At 48.1% G+C, this 22,062-nt stretch carries 24 protein-coding genes and 1 riboswitch; all 24 genes read right to left on the reverse strand.

From position 1 onward, the window contains the following. Positions 1–108: 108 nt before the first annotated feature. A complete protein-coding gene (atpE, locus tag ACYCSE_RS06940) occupies positions 109–333 on the reverse strand; it encodes a F0F1 ATP synthase subunit C (RefSeq protein WP_025683777.1) in 225 nt (74 codons plus the stop codon). Positions 334–436: 103 nt separating this feature from the next. Then, positions 437–1,261: a F0F1 ATP synthase subunit A gene (gene atpB, locus ACYCSE_RS06945; RefSeq protein ID WP_459701890.1), complete on the reverse strand. Its 825-nt coding sequence runs from the start codon at positions 1,259–1,261 to the stop codon at positions 437–439. A gap of 29 nt (positions 1,262–1,290) precedes the next feature. After that, the gene (locus ACYCSE_RS06950; protein ID WP_013312329.1) at positions 1,291–1,671 is read right to left on the reverse strand and encodes an ATP synthase subunit I; all 381 of its coding nucleotides are present in this window, start codon (positions 1,669–1,671) and stop codon (positions 1,291–1,293) included. Continuing rightward, positions 1,664–1,918, reverse strand: coding sequence for an AtpZ/AtpI family protein (locus tag ACYCSE_RS06955; protein WP_023990711.1), 255 nt, complete (start codon positions 1,916–1,918; stop codon positions 1,664–1,666). The genes ACYCSE_RS06950 and ACYCSE_RS06955 overlap by 8 nt, the downstream gene beginning before the upstream one ends. Positions 1,919–2,089: 171 nt before the next feature. Beyond that, positions 2,090–3,259, reverse strand: coding sequence for a non-hydrolyzing UDP-N-acetylglucosamine 2-epimerase (wecB, locus tag ACYCSE_RS06960; RefSeq protein ID WP_061832041.1), 1,170 nt, complete (start codon positions 3,257–3,259; stop codon positions 2,090–2,092). A gap of 109 nt (positions 3,260–3,368) precedes the next feature. Next, the gene (gene upp, locus ACYCSE_RS06965; RefSeq protein ID WP_013312332.1) at positions 3,369–3,998 is read right to left on the reverse strand and encodes a uracil phosphoribosyltransferase; all 630 of its coding nucleotides are present in this window, start codon (positions 3,996–3,998) and stop codon (positions 3,369–3,371) included. Positions 3,999–4,354: 356 nt separating this feature from the next. Then, positions 4,355–5,620, reverse strand: a complete 1,266-nt coding sequence (locus ACYCSE_RS06970; RefSeq protein ID WP_459701891.1) for an ABC transporter substrate-binding protein — start codon at positions 5,618–5,620, stop codon at positions 4,355–4,357. 15 nt (positions 5,621–5,635) lie between these two features. Then, positions 5,636–6,472 carry a carbohydrate ABC transporter permease gene (locus tag ACYCSE_RS06975; protein ID WP_459701892.1) on the reverse strand — a complete coding sequence of 279 codons (837 nt, stop codon included), beginning with the start codon at positions 6,470–6,472 and terminating at the stop codon, positions 5,636–5,638. After that, a complete protein-coding gene (locus ACYCSE_RS06980; RefSeq protein ID WP_061832037.1) occupies positions 6,472–7,353 on the reverse strand; it encodes a carbohydrate ABC transporter permease in 882 nt (293 codons plus the stop codon). The genes ACYCSE_RS06975 and ACYCSE_RS06980 overlap by 1 nt, the downstream gene beginning before the upstream one ends. A 173-nt stretch (positions 7,354–7,526) precedes the next feature. Then, the gene (locus tag ACYCSE_RS06985; RefSeq protein WP_013312336.1) at positions 7,527–8,777 is read right to left on the reverse strand and encodes a serine hydroxymethyltransferase; all 1,251 of its coding nucleotides are present in this window, start codon (positions 8,775–8,777) and stop codon (positions 7,527–7,529) included. Between the two features lie 120 nt (positions 8,778–8,897). Continuing rightward, a complete protein-coding gene (locus ACYCSE_RS06990) occupies positions 8,898–9,485 on the reverse strand; it encodes a TIGR01440 family protein (protein WP_459702485.1) in 588 nt (195 codons plus the stop codon). A gap of 220 nt (positions 9,486–9,705) precedes the next feature. Next, positions 9,706–9,787, reverse strand: a riboswitch (ZMP/ZTP riboswitch). A 78-nt stretch (positions 9,788–9,865) separates the two neighbouring features. Continuing rightward, positions 9,866–10,450, reverse strand: a complete 585-nt coding sequence (locus tag ACYCSE_RS06995) for a low molecular weight protein arginine phosphatase (RefSeq protein ID WP_061832035.1) — start codon at positions 10,448–10,450, stop codon at positions 9,866–9,868. A 104-nt stretch (positions 10,451–10,554) separates the two neighbouring features. Further along, entirely contained in the window at positions 10,555–11,115 is a 561-nt protein-coding gene (locus tag ACYCSE_RS07000) for a manganese efflux pump MntP (protein ID WP_023990719.1), read from the reverse strand. 142 nt (positions 11,116–11,257) lie between these two features. Continuing rightward, complete coding sequence (locus tag ACYCSE_RS07005; protein ID WP_459701893.1) at positions 11,258–12,505, reverse strand: L-threonylcarbamoyladenylate synthase; 1,248 nt, start codon at positions 12,503–12,505, stop codon at positions 11,258–11,260. Between the two features lie 155 nt (positions 12,506–12,660). Continuing rightward, positions 12,661–13,353 (reverse strand): stage II sporulation protein R, encoded by a 693-nt coding sequence (gene spoIIR, locus ACYCSE_RS07010; RefSeq protein ID WP_459701894.1) that lies wholly within the window; start codon positions 13,351–13,353, stop codon positions 12,661–12,663. A gap of 255 nt (positions 13,354–13,608) precedes the next feature. Then, a complete protein-coding gene (locus ACYCSE_RS07015) occupies positions 13,609–14,802 on the reverse strand; it encodes an FtsW/RodA/SpoVE family cell cycle protein (protein ID WP_039271567.1) in 1,194 nt (397 codons plus the stop codon). A 75-nt stretch (positions 14,803–14,877) separates the two neighbouring features. Beyond that, positions 14,878–15,777 (reverse strand): peptide chain release factor N(5)-glutamine methyltransferase, encoded by a 900-nt coding sequence (gene prmC, locus ACYCSE_RS07020; RefSeq protein ID WP_459701895.1) that lies wholly within the window; start codon positions 15,775–15,777, stop codon positions 14,878–14,880. Positions 15,778–15,780: 3 nt separating this feature from the next. Continuing rightward, positions 15,781–16,848, reverse strand: coding sequence for a peptide chain release factor 1 (gene prfA / locus ACYCSE_RS07025; protein WP_013312344.1), 1,068 nt, complete (start codon positions 16,846–16,848; stop codon positions 15,781–15,783). Positions 16,849–17,121: 273 nt separating this feature from the next. Then, entirely contained in the window at positions 17,122–18,222 is a 1,101-nt protein-coding gene (gene ychF / locus ACYCSE_RS07030) for a redox-regulated ATPase YchF (protein WP_039271572.1), read from the reverse strand. 133 nt (positions 18,223–18,355) lie between these two features. Then, a complete protein-coding gene (locus tag ACYCSE_RS07035) occupies positions 18,356–18,847 on the reverse strand; it encodes a GNAT family N-acetyltransferase (protein WP_459701896.1) in 492 nt (163 codons plus the stop codon). Beyond that, entirely contained in the window at positions 18,844–19,944 is a 1,101-nt protein-coding gene (gene fni, locus ACYCSE_RS07040; protein WP_459701897.1) for a type 2 isopentenyl-diphosphate Delta-isomerase, read from the reverse strand. The genes ACYCSE_RS07035 and fni overlap by 4 nt, the downstream gene beginning before the upstream one ends. Positions 19,945–20,294: 350 nt before the next feature. Continuing rightward, on the reverse strand, positions 20,295–20,786 hold the full coding sequence (locus tag ACYCSE_RS07045) for a DMT family transporter (protein WP_459701898.1): 492 nt from the start codon (positions 20,784–20,786) through the stop codon (positions 20,295–20,297). Between the two features lie 56 nt (positions 20,787–20,842). Beyond that, a complete protein-coding gene (locus ACYCSE_RS07050; protein WP_165177763.1) occupies positions 20,843–21,547 on the reverse strand; it encodes a Crp/Fnr family transcriptional regulator in 705 nt (234 codons plus the stop codon). A 59-nt stretch (positions 21,548–21,606) separates the two neighbouring features. Further along, positions 21,607–22,032 carry a DMT family transporter gene (locus ACYCSE_RS07055; protein ID WP_039271579.1) on the reverse strand — a complete coding sequence of 142 codons (426 nt, stop codon included), beginning with the start codon at positions 22,030–22,032 and terminating at the stop codon, positions 21,607–21,609. Positions 22,033–22,062: the final 30 nt, after the last annotated feature.

Here is a 22,062-nt window from a genome sequence, read left to right on the forward strand (position 1 = left end):
GTCACTCCTTTCCGGTGAACGTCGGTCCTAGTTATCTCTTAAGCCAAGCAACAAAGAAGGCGCGGATGGCTGTGGCCTTCCCCGCCAAACCTTGCAAGTTTCAAATTATTATGCCTTAGCGTAGAAAATAAACGCCAGAACGACCCCGATAATAGGCAAGGCTTCAACCAGACCTACACCGATAAACATTACCGTTTGCAAAGTTGATTTAGCCTCAGGCTGACGAGCGATACCTTCAACTGTTTTACTTACGATCAGACCGTTACCAATACCTGCGCCGAGCGCACCCAAACCTACTGCGATAGCTGCTGCTATTAATGCCCAAGCTCCCATTTAAAAATCCTCCTTAGAGATGTGTATTTGTGTTATACATGTATTTGCAGTTAAGAGCGAAGCGTACTCCTGAACTTAACTAAAAACCCGAAACTAAATTTACCTAATGCTCTTCTTCATGCGTGTCAATTGCCTGTGAAATATATACGAACGTCAAAATGGTGAAGACGAACGCCTGAATACTGCCGACAAAAATACTAAACCCTTGCCAGACAACGAGTCCCAATACGGAAGCAATCCAGCCTCCTACACCAAGTGCTGTCAATTTCAGCAGGACACTGATCAAAACTTCGCCAGCAAAAATATTACCGAATAGACGCATACCATGTGTCAACAGTTTTGAGAACTGCTCAATCAAGTTAATTGGCAAAAAGAATGGAAATGGCTGAACGTAATGCTTGAAGTAAGCTTTGGTATTACGGAAGATCCCTAGGAAATGAACCAGGACAAAGATCATCAAAGCCAATCCAATGGATACCCCTGCATCTGCGGTAGGTGATTTCCACCAGCTGATGCCTACATGGGCAACTTCGCCCGGGTGAGACGCCTGTGCTTGTTCTAATGCTTCTTTGACTGGAATGATTTCATGTCCAAATACTTGGGCACTTTGCGCATTATCGAATTCGGTCACAATCCCGAACGGTAAGCCCAGCATATTCCCTACGAAAATGAACATGATCAGCGTCATCCCCAAGGAGAGGAACGGCTTCCCTTTTTTCAAATCCATCGTGCTGGTAATCAGTCCTTGAACGAATTCTACGACCCATTCCATAAAATTTTGCAGCTTGCTTGGATTGTCCACAGACAAATTGCGCGTTGCCGCAAATGCCAGTCCAAATACAATCGCACAAGTCACAATAAGCATAATAATGACGGACAAGTCAATGTTAAACCCGCCCAATTGGATAATCGGTGATTCATGCAACATGTTTTCTCACCCCTTTCTCAGTTGAGCCATCATTTTTCCTGAAGCGCGAATATGATGCCTATAATTAACAGAAGAAATTGCCCAGTCACCAGGCTTGCCATTACAGCGATCTCATGGAAATAGGCCGGAAATTCTATCGCCAGCACCACTGCCAAAATTGAGGTCCCTAATCGAACGCCAAAGCCAATACCAAACACTCTCTTCTTTCTTTCACCGGCGGCCGCACTCGCAACCTGTCGAATTTTGTAGGCCATATACAGCACATTTAGACAGCTTACTCCCGTTCCCAGAATGATTCCGTGAGCAATGTCACGATGTTGGGGCATGAAGGCGGAGACCAGGAAACACAGAGCCATAATACCAAGCGCTACGATCCATAACATTTTTTGCATACGGGTCATCTCATTCATGGTTATCCCTCAGTACCTTTCCGATCACAAGGGCAATACTTAATGCGCCTACAACCAAGCCTGCGAGAACGCTTACGCCAATCCAAATTCCGGAGCCACCAAGTTTGGCATCAAGCCATTTTCCTGCATAGAAGCCACCCAGTGTGCATATCGCCAAATCAATGCCGATCGCGCTCACCAGTCCTATAGCCTTAAAGGCATTTCCGGTGTTATTTCGGTTGTTGTTTTGCTTGGAAGGTTTGACCACTTTTCCATGTCACCCCTGCAATTCCAGTCCATTTTACTTAAATATAAGATGCTTTGTCAATTGAGATATTTTAGCGCCCTAAAGTATAAAATCAAACGACAAAGCATCTTAAATTGCTGTATCCCTTGGTAACCGTACAGTTTAACTGTATGCTTGCCTTGTAAAGAATAATTATATCGGACGAACACCTTTTGTGAACATTGTGTGAAATTCTTCAGGACGTTCAGTTTGAACACCATAATGGTGCAAAATCGCATTGACAATTCTTACTGATGCCTGTCCATCGCCGTAAGGATTCGCTGCCTGGCTCATAGATTCGTACAACGCGGAATCTGTCAAAAGTGCCTTGGTCCGATTGTACACGTTCTCTTCACTCGTACCCACCAGTTCCAAGGTGCCCGCTTCAATTCCTTCCGGTCTTTCAGTCGTATCACGCAGCACCAGAACAGGTACTCCGAACGAAGGTGCTTCTTCCTGAAGCCCACCGGAATCCGTAAGGATCAGATGTGTATGTGGATAAAAATTGTGCAGATCCACGACATCCAGCGGATCAATCAGCTTAATACGCGGATGGTTGCCTAAAATCTCAAATGCAGGTTCCTTCACTGCCGGACTTGGATGAACCGGATAAACAATAGCGATATCCTCAAACTCATCCGCAATTCGCTTAACCGCATTAAAAATCTGACGATGCGGTTCCCCTTGGGATTCCCGGCGATGTGCTGTCATGAGAATCAGGCGTTTGCCCTGAGCCCAATCCAGTACAGGGTGCTCGTAATCCTGGCGAACCGTATACTGAAATACATCAGTTACTGTATTGCCTGTAACATATATTCGCGATTCAGGCTTGTTTTCCTTCCGCAAATTTCCAGCCGATAAAGAAGTAGGCGAGAAATGCAGATCAGACAGCACGCCTGTGAGCTGACGGTTCATTTCTTCAGGATATGGAGAAAGCTTGTTCCACGTCCGCAAACCCGCTTCCACATGCCCTACTTCAATCTGCTGCATAAAGGCTGCATAGCTGGCCAGGAAAGTCGTCAGCGTATCACCGTGAACTAACACGATATCGGGCTTGGCCTCACGCAATACAGGCTCCAGACCTTGAAGTACCCGCATCGAGATTTCATTCAGTGTCTGGCGATCCTTCATTACGTCCAGATCATAGTCAGGGTGAATATTGAAAACTTCCAGAACCTGATCAAGCATCTGGCGATGTTGAGCCGTAACGCATACCACGGACTCGATATGCTCCGGGTGACGCTGAAGCTCCAAAATAAGAGGAGCCATCTTAATCGCTTCCGGACGCACACCAAAAATTGTCATCACTTTGATTTTGGACATTTTCTGTTGAACTCCTTTTCATAATAAATGTCCGCTTCACAGGTCTTCCATTATCAGAAAAACGACCTGTCATAACGTCCATAGATTTTGCCGAACCGCCAAGGGTTGTCTACTTGGTTCCGTATAAGCGGTCTCCTGCGTCGCCAAGACCCGGAATGATGTATCCATGATCATCCAGACGCTCGTCCAATGCAGCGACATAGATGTCTACATCAGGATGCGCATCCTGCACAGCTTTGACTCCTTCAGGAGCAGCAATCAGATTCATCATTTTAATTTGAGTACAGCCTCTCTTTTTCAACACATCAATCGCCGCAATTGCCGAGCCACCCGTTGCAAGCATCGGATCAATCACGATCAATTCACGCTCAGTTACATCTGTAGGCAGCTTCGTATAGTATTCTACGGGTTGCAGCGTCTCAGGATCGCGGAACAGTCCCACATGGCCTACCTTTGCTGCAGGCAGCAGCTTTACTACGCCATCCAGCATACCCAAGCCTGCACGCAGAATCGGAATAAGACCCAGCATACGTCCTGAAATCACTTTACCTTCTGTCTCAGCAACCGGTGTCTGCACCGTAATGCTTTCCAGCGGGATATCCCGTGTAATTTCATAAGCCATCAATGTTGCTACTTCATCCACCAGCTCGCGGAAATCCTTGGTGTTGGTCCGCACATCGCGGATAAATGTAAGCTTGTGTTGGATCAAAGGGTGATCGCAAACCACCAGTTTCGCCATAATATATTCCCTCCGGTATTATCGTCACGTTCTTTCGCGCCAGCATATCGAACTATCCTGAGTCGAAAGGATCTATGTAACCTATTTGCACAAACCAAATAAGCACAGATGCAATGCGTGCCTGTAAATCCTGTTTATTATAACATTCCCTTGATTGATTTAACACCTGCCACCGTAACCTTTTGTCAAGGGAAAGATATGACATGTAAAATACTTAATAGGACCGCTTCACGTGTGACTTTCGTCACATAAAACCACATCAAAAAGGCCCTGACGGCACTTGACCGTCAAAGCCTGCTGGCTTTAAAATTCCTGCCCATGCTATAGCCTTTGCTTCCTCATGCAGCGGTATTCTTTTATCTATACTTCAAATTGTCCCATGCCCCCTGAAATTGCTGAAGCATTTCGTCCTTCGTGATAACCCCTGCAATATAGGCTTGCATACTACTGCTTAAATCCTGATTTAGCCCTTTCGGGAAGCGTTGAAAGTTCCAACTCCATATCTTGCCTTCCCTCACATGCCGAGATATTTCTGCACCTAGATCACCTGTCGTCTCGTCACTGGACGTGATACTTTTGAAGGCAGGAACAAACTTAAATTCCTTGGTGATATAATGTTTGCCTGTTTCTGATGTGACCAACCAATTGAGAAATTCTTTTGCCTCCTGCTTCACAGGCGAATTTTTATTGATCACCCAGTTCGAGGCAACTCCCACCGCGAGTCTACCTCCTGTGGAGGGATCATTGTCTATAGGCGCAGGCAGAATACCCAAATTCAAGTTAGGATTAATTCCATCCATTTGCGGTTGCGTCCAGTTCCCCTGGTGCATCATAGCAGCCTTGCCTGTCGAAAAAAGTGTCACTTGTGTATTGTAATCTGTCGTGAGCGGATTGCGGTTCCCATATTTTATAGTCAGATCAAGCAACTTCACCCACTGATCGAACACGGGGTTACCGGGGATGCGAGCCGTTCCTTTGTTTAAATCCTCAACATAACTTTCCGGGTTCGGCTGTCTGGCAAACGGGATATTGATAAAATGGTTCCCCAGAACCCACCATTCCGCATACCCGTTAGCAAAAGGTATAATCCCTGCCACTTTCAGTCGCTTGGCTGCTTCCTCCAGTTCATCTATTGTCTGAGGCAGTTTGGTTATGCCCGCTTTTTTAAACAAATCCTTGTTATAAACAAATCCAAATCCTTCTAGGTTCATAGGCTGTCCATAAATCTTACCGTTAACCGTCATCGGCTTACGAGCGAAATCGTCCAGATCTTTCACCCATGGCTGATCCGACAAATCCTCCAGGTACTCCAACCACGTATCGCGATCCTGGTAGCCCTCATTTGTAAAAATGTCCGGCTGATCGCCTGATGCGAATTTAGCCTTCAACGAAGCACCGTAGTCCGTACCACCACCGACAGATTGGATATCCAGCTTGATGCCAGGGTGCGTTTTTTCATATTCAGCCTTCAGCTTGTTTAACGGTTCCGATATCTCTACTTTGAATTGATAAATGTGTATCGTTTTCGTCTCACTCTGTTGAGCCTTCGTATTTCCACAACCTGCAAGTGTACATGCGAGCAGCACCATCAAGGAGATGACAAGTAACGTTGTTTTTTTCATCGATTATCCCTCCCATCAGCCTTTGACCGCGCCGGCTGCAATGCCAGAAACGATGTATTTTTGCATCACCAGAAAAAACACAACAATTGGCGTGATCCCCAACACTAGTGCTGGCAGCGCCAAGTCCCATTGCTTGGTGTACTGACCAAACAACATATAGGTTGCAATCGGAATGGTACGCAGCTCAGGATCATTCAAAATGAGTGAAGGCAACAGATAGTCATTCCAGATCCATAAGGTATTCAAGATAAGCACGGTTACGAACATAGGCAGCAGCAGCGGACAAACGATGCGAAAGAACACCCCGTACCGGGATGAACCGTCCACCCTTGCCGCCTGCTCGATCTCAATAGGTACCGTTTTAATAAAGCCATGAAAAAGAAAAACGGATAAAGGCGCTCCAAAACCCAGATAACATAAGATCAGTCCCGGTATACTGTTGTTCAAGCTCAATACGTTGGACACTTCCATAAGCGGCAACATAATCGATTGAAAGGGAACTACCATCGCAGCCACAAGCAAACCGAACAGGAACCGGTTAAAACGAGTGTCATGCCGAACCATCTGGTAAGCGGCCATCGAGCTGATTAGTAGCAAAAGCGCATTACTGACGATCGTGACAATCAGTGAATTTACCAGTGCTGTGGGAAAGTTTATTTTATTCCAGGCGTTAGCATAGTTTTCAAAACGGAAGGTTGTCGGCCACGAAGCGGAATGGGCCAAAATGTCGCCAAAGGATTTAACGGAGTTTACGAGCAAAAAATAAAACGGAACCAGAAAGATTAACCCGATCACAATTAGCATTATTTCAGCAGCCCATGTGCCCAAACGATAGTTTGACGTTTTTCCCATTACATTTCGACCTCCTTTTTCTTCGTGAGACGCACCTGAATGCTGGTTATGATTGCAACGACCACAAAGAAAATCATAGCTTTGGCAGTCCCCAATCCAAGTCGATTATTTGTAAACGCTTCATTATATATGTCCAACGCTACAGACTCTGTCGACTTGAAAGGTCCCCCCTTCGTGAGAGCCAAATTCAACTCAAATACTTTAAAGGACCAGGATATCGCCAGGAACAAGCAGACGGTCACCGCTGGCATAATAAGTGGCACTACAATATGACGCAGAATCTGTCTTCGGCTCGCACCGTCGATTTGTGCCGATTCAATAAGGGCATGCGGGACATTATTTAACGAGGATATGTAAATAACCATGAGATAACCTGCATATTGCCACACAAACACAATGACAGTTCCCCAAAAAGCAGTTGGCCCATCACCCAGCCACGGCAGTTTAAAAAAAGAAAGCCCTGTTGCCTCACCTACTGCAGAAAAGCCGCGTACAAATATAAATTGCCAGATAAAGCCGAGCAGCAAGCCGCCAATCATATTGGGCATAAAAAATACAGTTCGCAGTGCATTACGGGTACGTAACGGTTTGGTAAGTGCATAGGCTAGGAAAAAGCCAATCAGGTTCGTCAAAACGACACCACATACGGTAAACCGGACCGTAAACCAGAATGCATTACGAAAATCTGGATCATCCCTAAAAATATGAATGTAATTCCCCAGTCCGAGCCATCGGATATTTTCAGATACTCCATCCCAGTTCGTCATAGAATAATACAGCCCCAGCAGGAACGGAATGACCATAATCAAGACAAAAAACAACGCCATCGGTCCTACAAATACGAGTTGCTGCAAAAATTGCGCGGATTTTCTTTGACTCAATGCAATCACTCCTTTGTCGTAGATCATGAAGGATAGCGCGCATAACCCTTACTGTAATCGCTTATTACCCAAAAATGTATGTTTCGAGTCGTTCGGAAGCAAAAAAAGACTGTTCTCCTCCGGCTTACGGAAGGAAAACAGTCTATAACATAAAAATTATGAATGTCGATGAATTAGTATTGAGTTCCTGGATAAATCGGGAACTTATCTGTCAACTCGCCAACCGCTTGGCTTGCTTTGGACAATACAGTATCATCTTTCGGGTTTTTAAGGGTTTCAGCAATGATTTTACCGATTTTGACCATAGCCTCTTCATCCATACCACGAGATGTTGCAGCAGGTGTACCAATACGAATTCCGCTTGTTACGAATGGACTGGTCGGGTCAAAAGGAATCGCATTTTTATTGACTGTGATGCCCACGGAATCCAATACATGCTCCGCTTCTTTACCTGTGATATTCAAATTGCGCGTATCCAACAGCATCAGATGGTTATCCGTACCACCGGATACAATGTTAATCCCTTCAGCCAACAGTGTTTCAGCCAGCACCTGTGCGTTGCGAACTACGTTTTGCGCATAGGTTTTGAACGATGGCTGGAGCGCTTCACCCAAAGCAACCGCTTTGGACGCGATCACATGCATCAGTGGCCCCCCTTGAGTACCAGGGAAAATAGCTTTATCAATCGCTTGCGCCCATGCTTTGCGAGTCAGAATCAGACCCCCACGCGGACCACGCAGCGTTTTGTGTGTCGTTGTTGTTACAAATTGGGCATGCGGAACTGGACTTGGGTGAATTCCCGCTGCCACGAGACCAGCGATATGTGCCATATCCACCATAAACAGAGCGCCTACATCATTGGCAATGGAAGCAAAAGCTTCAAAATCAATAGTACGCGGATATGCACTCGCGCCAGCTACAATCAGACGAGGGCGGTGCTTAAAGGCTGCCTTGCGCACTTCATCGTAGTCGATGCGGAAGTTGTCTTCGCGTACACCGTAAGCAGCAAAGTTATACAACAAGCCAGAAGCGTTAACCGGACTTCCGTGTGTTAAATGGCCACCATGCGCCAGATTCATACCCAGTACAGTATCTCCAGGTTTGAGAGCTGCCAGATACACCGCCATGTTGGCTTGTGCTCCAGAGTGAGGCTGCACGTTAGCATGCTCGGCGCCGAACAATTCTTTTGCGCGGTCACGTGCGATGTCTTCAACAATATCTACATGCTCACAGCCACCATAGTAGCGTTTGTTCGGATAACCTTCAGCATATTTATTCGTCAGCACGGAGCCCATGGCTTCCATTACTGCTTCACTGACAATGTTCTCAGATGCGATTAGCTCGATATTGTGGCGTTGTCGTTTCAGTTCAAGTCCCATTGCTTCCATCACTGCCGGGTCACTTTTACGCAGGTGTTCCATCATGATTGATTACTCCCTCTCCATAGTCAATTGTTGGGTATACAAGCAAACGCCTGCTCCTCTGTTGGGTACCTCATCATCAATGCAAAAAAGATTAGTACAAACATGCCGCCATGCCAAATGCTAATCGCAGTTTCCGCCGACTTCTTGCTCCAGACTATACACTGCCCGTTGTCCACCAATAAGTGGAGGACGGGTAAACGCCGCTGTCACACGTGCTTCGCCAATCCAGCGAAGACTTGGGCGAAATGGAACAGCAATGGGTCGCAGATGCATGCCAATCAGCGTTTCGCCGATGTCTATCCCGGCATGGGCCTGCACGTTCGCCGCCAAACACGCGTCACTCATAGAACGATAGGCTACGGTGGCCATAGAGCCTCCTGCTGTACGAACAGGGACAGCTGCAACCTCCATCAGTCCCAGTCGCTCCAGCACAGCCCGTTCAACGACCAGCGCTCGGTTCAAATGCTCACAGCATTGAAACGCCACATCAAAGCCATACTTCCTGCGAACGGACTCTACTCCAGACAATAGTTGCTGAGCCACATCGAGCGCTCCCGCCGTACCAATCCGACTTCCAGCCACTTCACTTGTGCTAACGCCAATAGCCAGCAGGCGGCCAGACTTGAGACTGGCTGCTTCTGCGATTTCCCGCACGACAGAAGTGGTCTGTGCTTCCAGCGAAATCTCATGATCCAATTGTCCCACTATTGGAACCTCCTTTGGTTGAACAGCCTCTCAGAGACTAGGCACGGTCTCATGCCCCAAGTTCAACACACTCTCTCCTGATCACAATCTGACTATATTATAGCCGATGTTTCAGATTTCGAGCAGAAAAAATGGAAGAACCTTTAAAGGAATCAACTCTCAGCTAACAATCTGGCTCAACTTGTATATGAAAAAAAGAGCAGTCCACACCTATGTGGAATTGCTCTTTTGCCCAGGCGACCGGCCGTATATCCGATGCTCCATCGTGGTTAATCCCACTTTTGTCGCCAGTTACATCGGATTCTCATTTTTCCACCTTATCTTAACGGATTAGCCGCCGAAAATCAACAGATTCCGTACAAAACAGATGAGTAATACCAATTTTATTCGGAAGAAGCCTTTAGCTTGTCCAGCAGCTTGTGCAGCGCCGTACGGATTTCTGCAGCTGTGACATCGTAGTCTTCTCGCGAACCGCCAAACGGATCTGAAATATCAAAGCCCGGAATCCGTTGGTGTAATTCAATCATTCGTTCACGCTCCTGCGCCGATAGCTCTTGTCCGAGTGAAGCCATCAACTGCTGTGAAGCATATAACCCATCCAACTCCTGTACATCATTCAACACCGCATCCCGGTTCTCCACATATTCCTTAAGTGTAAATACTTTGCCCGCCGTTTGGGGAAAGCGCTGAATGACGTGCTGTTTATGTCCTTGCGTCAAGGTTAAGATCAGATGCGCCCACCCGGCAAGCCCGTCGCTCAAAGGGGTTGAAGTGATCTGATCGGATATATCGTGATCACGTAGAACCGCCTCTGCATGTCGGGATATCGGCGTGCCTTCCATCGCGGCTACTCCCGCAGAACGCACTTCCAGTTCTAGCCCCTGCTCAGCAGCCAACTTACGTAGCATCCCTTCAGCCATTGGACTGCGACAGGTATTCCCTGTGCATACGAATAAGATATTCTTCAACGTTTTCACCCCCCGTATGTTAAAAAAATATATAAACAGAGGATTACTATAATCCTAATCCTTTACTATAACCCTGCACTTATTTTACACTGTCTACGCTAAAATCAAAACATAAACATAAAGCCGAATGCCAACAAAATGGCACCACCCACTGCTTCCCCATAATCTCCTAGATTACGGCTGACCTTGCGACCCAGCAGCAGGCCCAGCATCGCCATTGCTCCCCCGCAAAAACCAAACGCCAGAACGGATAGCACCAGATCACTCTGGAACATACCTAGTGACACTCCTACAGAAAATGAGTCAACGCTCACCCCAAGTGCAAACAGCAAAAGGCCTAAAGGCGAACGATGATCCAATACCTGTACGCCGTCCCCTTTAAAGGAATTATACACCATATGCCCGCCCAAAAGGATGAGTAGACCCCCTGCGAAGTAGGCCGTCACATGACCTAATAAAGAACTCATATAATGGCCTGTGAACATTCCCAGTAATGGCATCAGAATATGAAAAAAGCCAATGACAGTACTGATGCGCAGCACGTCTCGCAGGCGTATCCCCTTCATGCCGATTCCTACGCCCAGCGATAACGCATCCATTCCTAGCGCTACCGCCATGATCAGAATCGTTACAACCTGCCCGGCATGGGCAGAGGCTGCCAGCATACTCCATCCCTCCATTATCCGTCTGTTCTTGTACACGTTATGCGGACAAGGGGCAAATCAGTACAAGCATGTACTGAAAGTACCCAATACCGAGACGAGGAGGGAGGAAAATTTAATATAAGAGGCTCTGATTCGACAGAAGCTACAAGCGGACGATTCGGTGACCTGCCGCTTTAAGCAGGCGGTTCATGACGGCGTCCCCCAATCCCTTCGGCGGACAGGATTCCGCCAAAATGTAGGTGACGCCGTCCTCGTCGCAGCGACGCAGCACGCCGTACAGGCGCTGCGCCGCCTCATGGAGCGCGTCCAGCTTGCCTAGCGTGTAGACGCGTTCTCCGGCGTAGCCGGCGACATGCTCGTCGAACGCGAGCACTGCCGTGCGCTCCCCGCGCGCGGAAGCCTCCGCCAGCGCGGCGCGAATCCAGCCCGTCACCTCAACGGACGACGGGCCTTGTACCACGCTCAAGCGGCCTCGCGGTGCATAGTGCGTGTACTTCATGCCCGGCGAGCGCGGCGCTGGGCTGTCCGCGTCTTCCCCGGGCGTAGCAGCCAACGCCGGGTCCAGCACGACGGCGCGAGCAACCGCAGCGAGCTGCTCAGCCGTCACGCCGCCGGGGCGCAGGATGGTGACGGTTCCGTCGTCACCCGCCTGCACCACCGTGGACTCCAGCCCCACCCCTGTGGGACCTCCGTCTAAAATGCCGCCGATGCGGCCCTCCAGATCCTCTCGTACATGCTGTGCAAGGGTGGGACTGGGCCTTCCCGACCGGTTGGCGCTTGGCGCAGCCAGTGGACAACCCGCTTCAGCGATCAAACGAAGCGCTATCGGATGATCCGGCATGCGCACACCGACTGTATCCAGCCCGGCTGTCACACGCGATGACAGTGCCTGCGGCACTACCGGCAATACGAGAGTCAGCGGTCCCGGCCAGAACATATTCATCAGCGCTCGGGCCGTATCGTTTATTTCTGCTACCATACCCTCTAATTGATCAGCATCAGAAATATGTACAATGAGCGGGTTATCGGAGGGACGTCCTTTGGCAGCGAATACCGCCTCCACCGCTTTTGTACTACGAGCATCGGCCCCCAGGCCGTACACGGTCTCCGTAGGAAAGGCTACCGTCTCTCCAGCTTGGAGGAGTACGCCGGCCTCCCGTATGCCCTTTTCCGCCGCGATCCGAGTCTGTTCAGCCCAAACTTCGTCAGAAACATCCCCGTCAATGTTGCTCACAGGAACCAAACATCTTACATCCCACCATTGGGTATGGGAAGACTTCAATGCCTGCTTCAGCTCGCAATTTTCCTGTTCGTCCAGCTTTTGCTCCGATTTTTTCTTTTGCACAAAATCTCCGCGCAAGTCTTGCATTTGATTCGATTTATCGCTCATATCAGATCATCCCATATCTTATTGTCATATACAGGCCAGTGATTTCGCTTGATCCTATAAGGCTACTTTGAAAGATCAGTTTATTTGGCTCTGCCATGTGTATATCTGTCGTAAGCTCCATTATAGCATATGGGGAAACTTACACTCCTCAACGTTTAGGCAAACAAGCCACTCACCCAGCTACACAGTCCCGCAAGTGCATCCCACAGAAAAAAACGTACTTCCGGCTCCTTGTCAGCGGCATTCGTCCGACTTTCTCCGTGATCCGTTTTTGCTGATACCGTTTGTGCCGCTGCTTCCCCACTGCCTGCATCAATAAAGCACAGCGGAGGAAACAGCACGCACCACCAATTTTGCCCTTTTCCTTGCCCCAGCGTAACCCGAAGCGCTTCATAATTCCCTGCTGGGTAGACCAGACCACCGTACATTTTCGTCGGGAAAGGTACGCTCGCCAGTTCCACCTGATGATCATATGCAATGCCTCGACGAGCCAGTTCCGTACCTACCAAACGGTCAATTTCAGGTAAATGGGCATCAATCAATGATCTAGCTTGATCTAAGCTTTGCGGGTTTTCCAGCTCACCCACCCAGGCATTCATCTGCTGGACAATAGCGTCCCGTATTTCGCGTTTAACCAGCTGATCCTCCGGACGATCCGAGTTGGCCAAAATACGCAGTCGAATGGAGTCATGTGGAATTATATTCAGCCCTGTTGTAGCTACTCCTGATGCTAAGGTTCCTCTTGTTCCAGTGGTCATAGCAGCATCCGTCTTTTGACCTTCCCAAGACATCATTAATATCGAAATACAAAATAGTATCATTGCAGCTTGCTTGATCCAACTTCTCATCTTCGTCTCCCCCAAACCCAAACTCTATCATGTCTATCAGTCTGTCCGGTTTGGGAGAGTCTAAACCTATGAATCTTATAAAAGATTCAGGAACACTTTACAGATTTTCTTCAATACACCCTCAAATCATGCTACACCAAGCTTCTGACCCTCACCGAGGCATATAAAAAAGCCCAGATTTCACAATCTGGACTTTTCGTTGCACCGTTTCAACTCACACAAATGCCAATCAGTTTCAAGCCAAATCCACCTGCACTAGGCTTTTTTCGCCTTCGTCAAGCTTACTCTGGAAGGCTGTGGCAGATCGTCCTCCAGCTCTTGGCCGTGCACCTTAATACTCATAACCAAGCCGATACTAGCCATGTTAATAAGCAACGAGGTACCACCATAACTTATGAACGGGAGCGTAATCCCCGTAAGCGGCATAATGCCCAGAAACGCACCAATATTCTCAAAAATCTGGTACAGCAACATGGACACAATCCCGACAATAATATACGGTCCGGCGCGATCCCGGCATTCCAGCGAAATCAGGATCATTCGGTGAATCAAAATAAAATATAACAATAGCAGCACTGAAGAGCCTACAAAGCCAAATTCCTCCGCTACGACCACAAAAATAGAATCCGCGTACGTATAAGGAACACGCCCGGACTGTACCGAGGTTCCTTGCAAAAAGCCCTTGCCCATCATCCCGCCAGAGGCTATCGCCAGCTTGGCATTTTTGGTATGATAAGACGCCTTCGCGGTTGCCTCTTCCGGTACCAACCAAGGGTCCAAACGCTCAACCCAGTGACTACGGCCAATCCCCTTCATAAAGGAATCAATCTCATCGTGAAACGAAATATAAGCTTTGATCCCGCCACCAACAGCGACTGCAAATACGATGAATCCGATTAACGCATGGGATGCCTTCACATTACCAATCCATAGCATACCGATGACGATGACAATGTAACCGAGCGCATTACCCAAGTCATTTTGTGCCATAACCATGGCAAACGGGACAAAGCTCACCAGAGCGACTGGAAGAACATCCTGAATAAAATACAGCTTGCTCTTGCGCTTTTTGATCAGCATATAAGTCAGAAAAATGATAAGGACCAGCTTGAATACCTCAGCAGGCTGAAGATTCAAGCCACCAATTTTCAGAAAGCCCTGAGAGTTGTTAACCGTCCCGCCAAAAAATCCGAGACCCAACAGGAATATTCCGCCTCCATATACGTACAGGGCTTTTTTAATGAATATCCGAAAATCGACCATCGCTAAACCCAAGATCGCCACAAAACCCAATATATAATACCCAATCATCCTCTGGTAATCGTTGCCGTGATCAGGCAGGTTCGTAGGAGCTCTACCTGCGCTGTATACTGTTACGATACTAATCGCCATGAGCAAAATCAGAATAAAGATAACCGGACCGTCAATTTTTTTCAATTTCTGAAGCATGATTTCCCCCTGAGCCGTTTCTCGGTCATACTCCTCTTATTCTAAAGGAAAGACTCGCAAAAAGAAAATGCAGCACTACTCCGAGACACCTAGGACATGTCGTTCGATCCCAGCAAGGTCAGGAACGATTATAATGTTCTTCCAATGACCCGCCTGTTCCAGCAGGTCAGCCACATCTCTGGCCTGTCCCATCCCCAGCTCAAACCCGATTAGCCGGGGCGGAGCCTGAAGGAGTCCGAGCTGCTCCAGCATTGCCCGATACGGGCCGAGCCCGTCAGGACCACCATCCAACGCCATCCGCGGCTCATGGTCGCGGACCTCTGGCTGTAAGCCAGCGATGTCAGCAGCCGGGATGTACGGCGGGTTGGACACGAGAATGTCCACCGTCGTTCCCGCAAATGGCGCCAGCAGATCGCCCTCGCGGAATTCTACGGCTGCGCCGTTCGCAGCGGCGTTATGAGCCGCTACTTTTATCGCGGCAGCCGAAATATCCCCTGCCGCCACGCGCCAGCTCGGTCGCTCAGCCGCCAGCGTCACGGCAATCGCACCGCTGCCCGCGCCGATGTCGAGCGCCTGCGGAGCGCCGCTTGGCCACAGCCGATCGCCGTGCTGGAGTATCGCCTCGACGAGCAGTTCTGTCTCGGGGCGTGGGATCAGCACCGACGGCGAAACCATGAACGAGCGGCCATAAAATTCCTGCCGTCCGATAATATACTGCGCCGGTTCACCCGCAGCTTTGCGGGCTATGATCCGTTCCCACGCCTCCTTGGCGGTGGAAGGGAACGGATCACCCAAAGCGGCGTAAAACGCCGTACCTTCCAACCCGAGCACATGCTCCAGCAGCAAACGGGCATTATGCTGCGGCTCCAGAACGCCACAGCTTCCTAAAAAAGAAGAAGCCTCAACTAAGGCTTCTCTGACACTCATGTTCCGTTCCGGCGACATCCGATACACACAATCGCGTTCGTTCCCCAAAACTTAAACCTCTTGTTCCATCAAATCAGCCTGCTCTGCAATCGTGAGCGCCGATACGATTTCTTCGATCTCCCCGTTCATCACCTGGTCCAACTTATGCATAGTTAGGCCAATACGATGATCCGTTACACGGCTTTGCGGGAAATTGTAGGTACGTATACGCTCACTGCGGTCACCGGTGCCTACTTTACTCTTACGCTCGCCTGCATATTTGGCTTCCTCTTCCTGACGCAGCATATCCGAAATACGGGCACGCAAAACTTGCAGCGCCTTCTCCTTATTGGAGTTCTGGGATTTTCCGTCCTGACAGGTTGCCATAATACCTGTTGGCATATGCGTTACACGCACCGCCGACTTGGTCGTATTAACGGACTGTCCGCCCGCACCGCTGGAACAGAACGTATCCACGCGAATATCCTTATCGGAAATTTCAATATCCACTTCTTCTGCCTCAGGCATAACGGATACTGTAGATGTCGACGTATGAATACGCCCACCTGATTCCGTCGTCGGAATCCGCTGTACGCGGTGTGCGCCGCTTTCGAATTTCATCTTGCTGTATGCACCACGACCGTTAATCATGAAAATAACCTCTTTAAAGCCCCCGAGATCATTCATGTTCGCGTCCATCAGCTCTACACGCCAGCCTTGAGTATCGGCATAACGAGTATACATCCGATACAAGTCAGCTGCGAACAGTGCCGCTTCGTCACCACCTGCTGCACCACGAATCTCAATAATAACGTTCTTATCATCATTCGGGTCCTTTGGCAGCAGCAAAATACGGATTTTTTCATCCAGCTCCCGCTTGCGAACACTCAGTTCTTCAATCTCCATTTTGACCATTTCACGCATCTCGTCGTCCAGCTTTTCACCCTGCATGGTTTTTGCAGCTTCCAGCTCTTCAACGACATTTTTATATTCGGTATATGCTTCATAAGCAGGCTGTAAATCAGACTGTTCTTTGGAATAATCTCTAAGTTTTTTGCTATCGTTCGCTACATCCGGATCGCAGAGCAGTTCGCTCAGTTTATCGTAGCGGTCCGCCAATGATTGCAATCGGTCCAACAAGCGATTCACCTCTTCAGTTAAATTAATATGAAACCAGCTTCAATTCCACTGGCTACAGCTCTTTATTATACCAACTAATTCATGAATTAGCTACAAGAAATACTGACTAATTTAGGATTTTGCAAAAATCCACACAACATGCAATACAATAAAAAAAGTCGCCGCCCTAATATAGGCAGCGACCACGTAATCTAGCACCTTTCAGAACACACATACATGAAGTCATCGTCTTTTATATATCCGAATCAGGTATTGTATTCTGGAAATTATATATTAAACATTAAAACGGAAATGCATAACGTCTCCGTCTTGAACTACATATTCCTTACCTTCCAGACGAAGCTGACCACGTTCCTTAGCCCCGTTCATCGAACCAGCAGCGACCAAATCGTTGTAGGATACAACCTCGGCACGAATAAATCCGCGTTCAAAATCCGTATGAATTACGCCCGCAGCACCCGGTGCCTTCGTTCCTTTGTGAATCGTCCAAGCGCGTACTTCCTGCACACCTGCTGTGAAATACGTATACAGGCCCAGCAAGCGATAAGCTGCTTTAATCAGACGGTTCAATCCGGATTCAGCCAATCCCAGCTCCTCGAGGAACATCGCCTTGTCTTCGCCTTCCAGTTCAGCAATTTCAGATTCTACCTTGGCGCTGATCGGCACCACTTCTGCATTTTCCGCCACGGCAAAATCGCGTACCTTTTGCACATATGGATTGCTATCCGCTTCCGTTACGCCATCTTCGCTAACATTAGCTGCGTAGAGTACAGGCTTCATCGTAAGCAAATGAAGATCGCGTACAATCAACCGTTCTTCATCCGACAATTCTAAGCTACGCGCAGGTTTATCAGCATACAGCGATTCCTTGATCCGCTCCAACACTTCTACCTCTTGGGTGTACTGCTTGTTGCCACCCTTCATGTTTTTGCGGGAACGTTCAATACGCTTGTCTACACTTTCGATATCCGCCAGAATCAGTTCCAGATTAATGGTCTGAATGTCGCTGATCGGGTCAATTTTGCCGTCCACATGGGTAATGTTCTCATCTTCAAAGCAACGTACCACATGTACAATCGCATCCACTTCACGAATATGAGCCAAAAACTTGTTACCCAGACCCTCGCCCTTGCTCGCACCGCGCACAAGTCCTGCAATATCAACAAATTCAAATGCCGTTGGCACCGTTTTATTCGGCACAACCAGTTCGGTCAGCTTATCCAGCCGCTCGTCTGGTACTTCAACGACGCCTACATTGGGGTCAATCGTACAAAATGGATAGTTTGCGGATTCCGCACCCGCCTGCGTTATTGCGTTAAAAAGTGTTGATTTGCCCACGTTCGGCAAGCCCACAATCCCCGCTTTTAAAGCCATAATCAGAACAACTCCCGTTTATATAAAATATGCGTTATGCCATCCGTTAGTTTACCAACCCACATTATATATGAGAACCTATACACGCGGCAAGCATACGGTTATGAAATTCAGGATATTGCTATATCCCTATTTAGATTTCTTTGCTCATCTGGATATCTGTAATCCGATAGCCCGACTTGCGATATACATGCAAAGCTCGCTCATTATGCCCAAATACATGCAAACCGATGCGTACAGCTCCCAGCCTGTGAGCCTCCTGTTCCAAAGCCTTCATCGCAAGCGTGCCTAGACCCCTCCCCTGGTATGAATCGTATACAAGAATATCCAGTAGAAAAGCTTCTTTTCCTTGCACGCCGTCCGTAATATTGAACCAGATGTAGCCAGCTTCCTCCTGACTCTGCTCCCCGGCATCGGAAAACATCAACATATACAGGTGAGCATGAGGTGTGTCTAGTCTCTGTGGCAGGTATCGAGCAAAACTTTCTGCCGCACGTTCTGGTGCTTCTTCTACCGTCCATGTACCCGCTTGGATTTTCTCATCCGCGTAGTCGGCAAGCGAGCGTTGTTCAAATTGATCATATTGCTTTGCATTCATCGGAACCAATGTAATAAGTCCGCTCATCCGTTTACCTTCTTTCTTAGTCGAGTCGTATTTTTGAGTCCTTCTATTCCATCTACCCCAATACCAAACATAACCGTGCGGAGTTCCAGTTCGACCTGCTCCATACGTGCCTCCAGCGCTTCCCTAGAGGCAACCGCAGAACCGAGCAAAGAACGCCCGAAGCCTGCCATGTCAGCTCCCAAAGCAAGCGCCTTCGCTGCATCGACACCGTCTCTCAGTCCACCGCTGCCGATCAGAGCACCATGTGGCTCAGCGGCTCTGACTTCCACGATACAATCAGCGGTCGAGTTGCCCCAATCCGCAAACGCCTCCGCCGCCGCGCGACGCACAGGATCAGGATTGCGAAATTTCTCCACTTGGCTCCAGCTTGTCCCGCCTGCGCCAGCGACATCTATAAAGGCTGCACCCGCATCATACAGTCTCGATGCCGTCTCGCCATCTATGCCCCAACCTACTTCCTTCACTCCTACAGGCACTGAAAGCTGACGACACAACTCCTCAATGCGCTTAAGCAAACCGCTAAAATCCAAATTCCCTTCGGGTTGAAAAATCTCCTGCAATCCGTTCAAATGCAGCACCAACATATCTGCTCCGGCAATTTCCACTGCACGGCGACAATCATCCACACCAAATCCGTAGTTCAGCTGCACCGCACCCAGATTGGCAAGGATCGGGATACTGGGTGCCAGACGGCGAACCGCAAAGGTTGAAGCCAGTTCTTCCCTTTCCACCGCAGCCCGTACCGAACCGACGCCCAGCGCCCATCCGCGTCTCTCCGCTGTCTCTGCTAGTCGCTCATTAATCGCTCCTGTCTCGGCGCTGCCGCCTGTCATGGAGCTAATAAGCAGCGGTGTTCGTACAGCTCGTCCTAAAAAAGTACTATCCAGACGAACCTCGTCAAAATGCAACTCCGGCAGAGCGCAGTGCTTAAAGGCATATCGCTCCAGCCCACTGGTGATGCCATGTCCGGCTACATCTTCTTGCAAACAAAGGCGGACGTGCTCAATCTTCCGTTCACCTGTCCTTGCGGCAGGCAGCAAAGAGCCGGATTTGTTAAAACCGTCAGGTGCTCCCTTTATATTCTCCGTACTACTCATCTATGTCCCACCTCATCCAAAGTCACTCTGTTATTGCATCAAGTTCAAGAAGCACAAATAAGACCGTTCCCGAACACGGTAACCGATCTATTTATCGTCTCTTATATTCAATATCGTAGCCCTTAAAGTGGCTATTTTAAGATACTTTCATTGTATCATGGATGGAAAAATATATACACGATCGTGAACATTTTTTCTTACCCATGGCCATGTTCAAAATTTGCAATAAACCAGTTATTACAGAAACTCTACAGAAAAGCCGCTCCTAATGGAGCTGCCGCTTTTCTGCAAAATGCCTACTCGAAAGGACGATCCCTATCCCAGCAAGATAAAGGTCATTACAATCTCCTTCATCCCTTCATCGAATCAGGTACAGATGAAATGCTTTCTGCTTGACCCTTCGTACGCCCATGTCCAAATTTGAATACCAGAATACCACCGATAATGACCAATACTCCGATCAACTTGTTAAAGGTAAACGGAATCTTTTCTAATCCCAGCCATCCTAACGAATCCCACAACAGGGCCGTACCTAATTGCGCCGTCAATACAATGGAGATCGCATAGGTCGGGCCAAGTCGCTTCATTCCTTGCACCAGACAGAACACAACACCGACACCAATCATGCCACTGAACCAGTACCACGGCTGCATATGCTGTAAAGTAAATGTATTTTTCCCTTCAAAAATAAGACTTCCGAGTAAGGAAGCCACGAACCCTGTTCCCAGCACCAATGTTGTTGTAGCCCACGATCCTGTCCGTTCATTCACCTTATTATTGAATATCGTTTGCAGACTGACCAAGGCACCTGCGATAATCGCCAATACAATTCCTAATAACATATGTTAACTCTCCCTTGATGATCCTTGATATTCTTCTGCTTTCATAAATGCCCATATTACAATGATTCATAAATATTATGTCCTGCCAGTTCACTCAAACCTTTTCTGTCTCTAATGACAATGTAGCCTTTTGTCCGTTCAACCCATCCATCTTCAATCATTTTGCGAATAACACGGTTGAGATGTCTATAGCTGGTTCCGATCAAATTCGCCACATCTACCAGACTGGATGCACGTAATTCCTCATGAAAAGCCGTATTCGATTCGTCAAAAGAAACCGATAGCAGGTAGCTCGCCAGCCTGACTTCCACCGGATACATGAGATTGAAACTGGAAAAGTCGGAGTCTAGGCAAAACTTTCGCGTGACAATATCCAATAGAAATTGCAGCAAAGGAGCATAGTCTCTGCCGTATTTGTTCATCCATTGGTGGTGAATACCGATCACATAGATCGGAGACACTGCCTCTACTGTGTTGATGACGTGACTACTCCGAATATATTCAACATCTCCTATAACCTCGATCGGTGTTTTGAAGCAAAGGATCAGGGTTTTCCCTTCTGTAGAACTGGTATAAATCTTGACCTTGCCCTGCACCAGTATATATAGATGCTCGATGGGGTCCCCCTGTAAACAGAGCTTTTCCCCTTGCTCCAAACGATGCAACGACAAATAAGGATGTAGTGGCTCGTAGAGTATGGATTCCAACTCATGCAGCTGCAAAAAATATTTTAGCTGCTCTTGATCCTGAATTTCTCTCATTCCTAAGCTCACCTTCAATTTCTACATTCTAAGCTTTCTTTACAAGTTAAATTTCTATTTTAAAGTTTCAGAATAATTACACCCGCAATCATCATACCAATACCTATAAATTGTGGCAGCTTCATCTTTTGCTTCACTATACCGAACCATCCCTTAATATCTACCAGGAAGGTTAAACACAACTGCGCAATCAACAACGCCGAGATCGTGAACGTAACCCCAATATGTTGGATTGCCGTGACTTCACTAAATATAATAATTGCTGCAAAGGCACCGCCCCAAAGATACATCGGCTTTACCTGTTTCAGTTCAGCCACATTGCCATCCCTTGTAAACATCCAGACTAATGCTGCCAAAATAAAACCTATTAGCTGAGTAACAGTGGCCGCCTGCCATGTACCGATATCCTGACTAATCCGTGTATTCGCTACCCCTTGTAGCGTAATGCACGCCCCTCCCAGAAAAGCAAACAAGATTCCTCTCATAAATCGTTATTCTCCCCATGTAAAATGACT

The organism is Paenibacillus sp. SEL1 (assembly GCF_054602535.1).

Bases quoted from the DNA above. Each gene is read 5' to 3' on its own strand.
- atpE (WP_025683777.1), bottom strand. From the start codon at position 333: ATGGGAGCTTGGGCATTAATAGCAGCAGCTATCGCAGTAGGTTTGGGT.
- atpB (WP_459701890.1), bottom strand. From the start codon at position 1,261: ATGTTGCATGAATCACCGATTATCCAATTGGGCGGGTTTAACATTGAC.
- ACYCSE_RS06950 (WP_013312329.1), bottom strand. From the start codon at position 1,671: ATGAATGAGATGACCCGTATGCAAAAAATGTTATGGATCGTAGCGCTT.
- wecB (WP_061832041.1), bottom strand. From the start codon at position 3,259: ATGTCCAAAATCAAAGTGATGACAATTTTTGGTGTGCGTCCGGAAGCG.
- upp (WP_013312332.1), bottom strand. From the start codon at position 3,998: ATGGCGAAACTGGTGGTTTGCGATCACCCTTTGATCCAACACAAGCTT.
- ACYCSE_RS06970 (WP_459701891.1), bottom strand. From the start codon at position 5,620: ATGAAAAAAACAACGTTACTTGTCATCTCCTTGATGGTGCTGCTCGCA.
- ACYCSE_RS06975 (WP_459701892.1), bottom strand. From the start codon at position 6,472: ATGGGAAAAACGTCAAACTATCGTTTGGGCACATGGGCTGCTGAAATA.
- ACYCSE_RS06985 (WP_013312336.1), bottom strand. From the start codon at position 8,777: ATGATGGAACACCTGCGTAAAAGTGACCCGGCAGTGATGGAAGCAATG.
- ACYCSE_RS07000 (WP_023990719.1), bottom strand. From the start codon at position 11,115: ATGCTGGCAGCCTCTGCCCATGCCGGGCAGGTTGTAACGATTCTGATC.
- ACYCSE_RS07005 (WP_459701893.1), bottom strand. From the start codon at position 12,505: ATGAGCGATAAATCGAATCAAATGCAAGACTTGCGCGGAGATTTTGTG.
- spoIIR (WP_459701894.1), bottom strand. From the start codon at position 13,353: ATGAGAAGTTGGATCAAGCAAGCTGCAATGATACTATTTTGTATTTCG.
- ACYCSE_RS07015 (WP_039271567.1), bottom strand. From the start codon at position 14,802: ATGCTTCAGAAATTGAAAAAAATTGACGGTCCGGTTATCTTTATTCTG.
- ychF (WP_039271572.1), bottom strand. From the start codon at position 18,222: ATGGCTTTAAAAGCGGGGATTGTGGGCTTGCCGAACGTGGGCAAATCA.
- ACYCSE_RS07035 (WP_459701896.1), bottom strand. From the start codon at position 18,847: ATGAGCGGACTTATTACATTGGTTCCGATGAATGCAAAGCAATATGAT.
- fni (WP_459701897.1), bottom strand. From the start codon at position 19,944: ATGAGTAGTACGGAGAATATAAAGGGAGCACCTGACGGTTTTAACAAA.
- ACYCSE_RS07045 (WP_459701898.1), bottom strand. From the start codon at position 20,786: ATGTTATTAGGAATTGTATTGGCGATTATCGCAGGTGCCTTGGTCAGT.
- ACYCSE_RS07050 (WP_165177763.1), bottom strand. From the start codon at position 21,547: ATGAGAGAAATTCAGGATCAAGAGCAGCTAAAATATTTTTTGCAGCTG.
- ACYCSE_RS07055 (WP_039271579.1), bottom strand. From the start codon at position 22,032: ATGAGAGGAATCTTGTTTGCTTTTCTGGGAGGGGCGTGCATTACGCTA.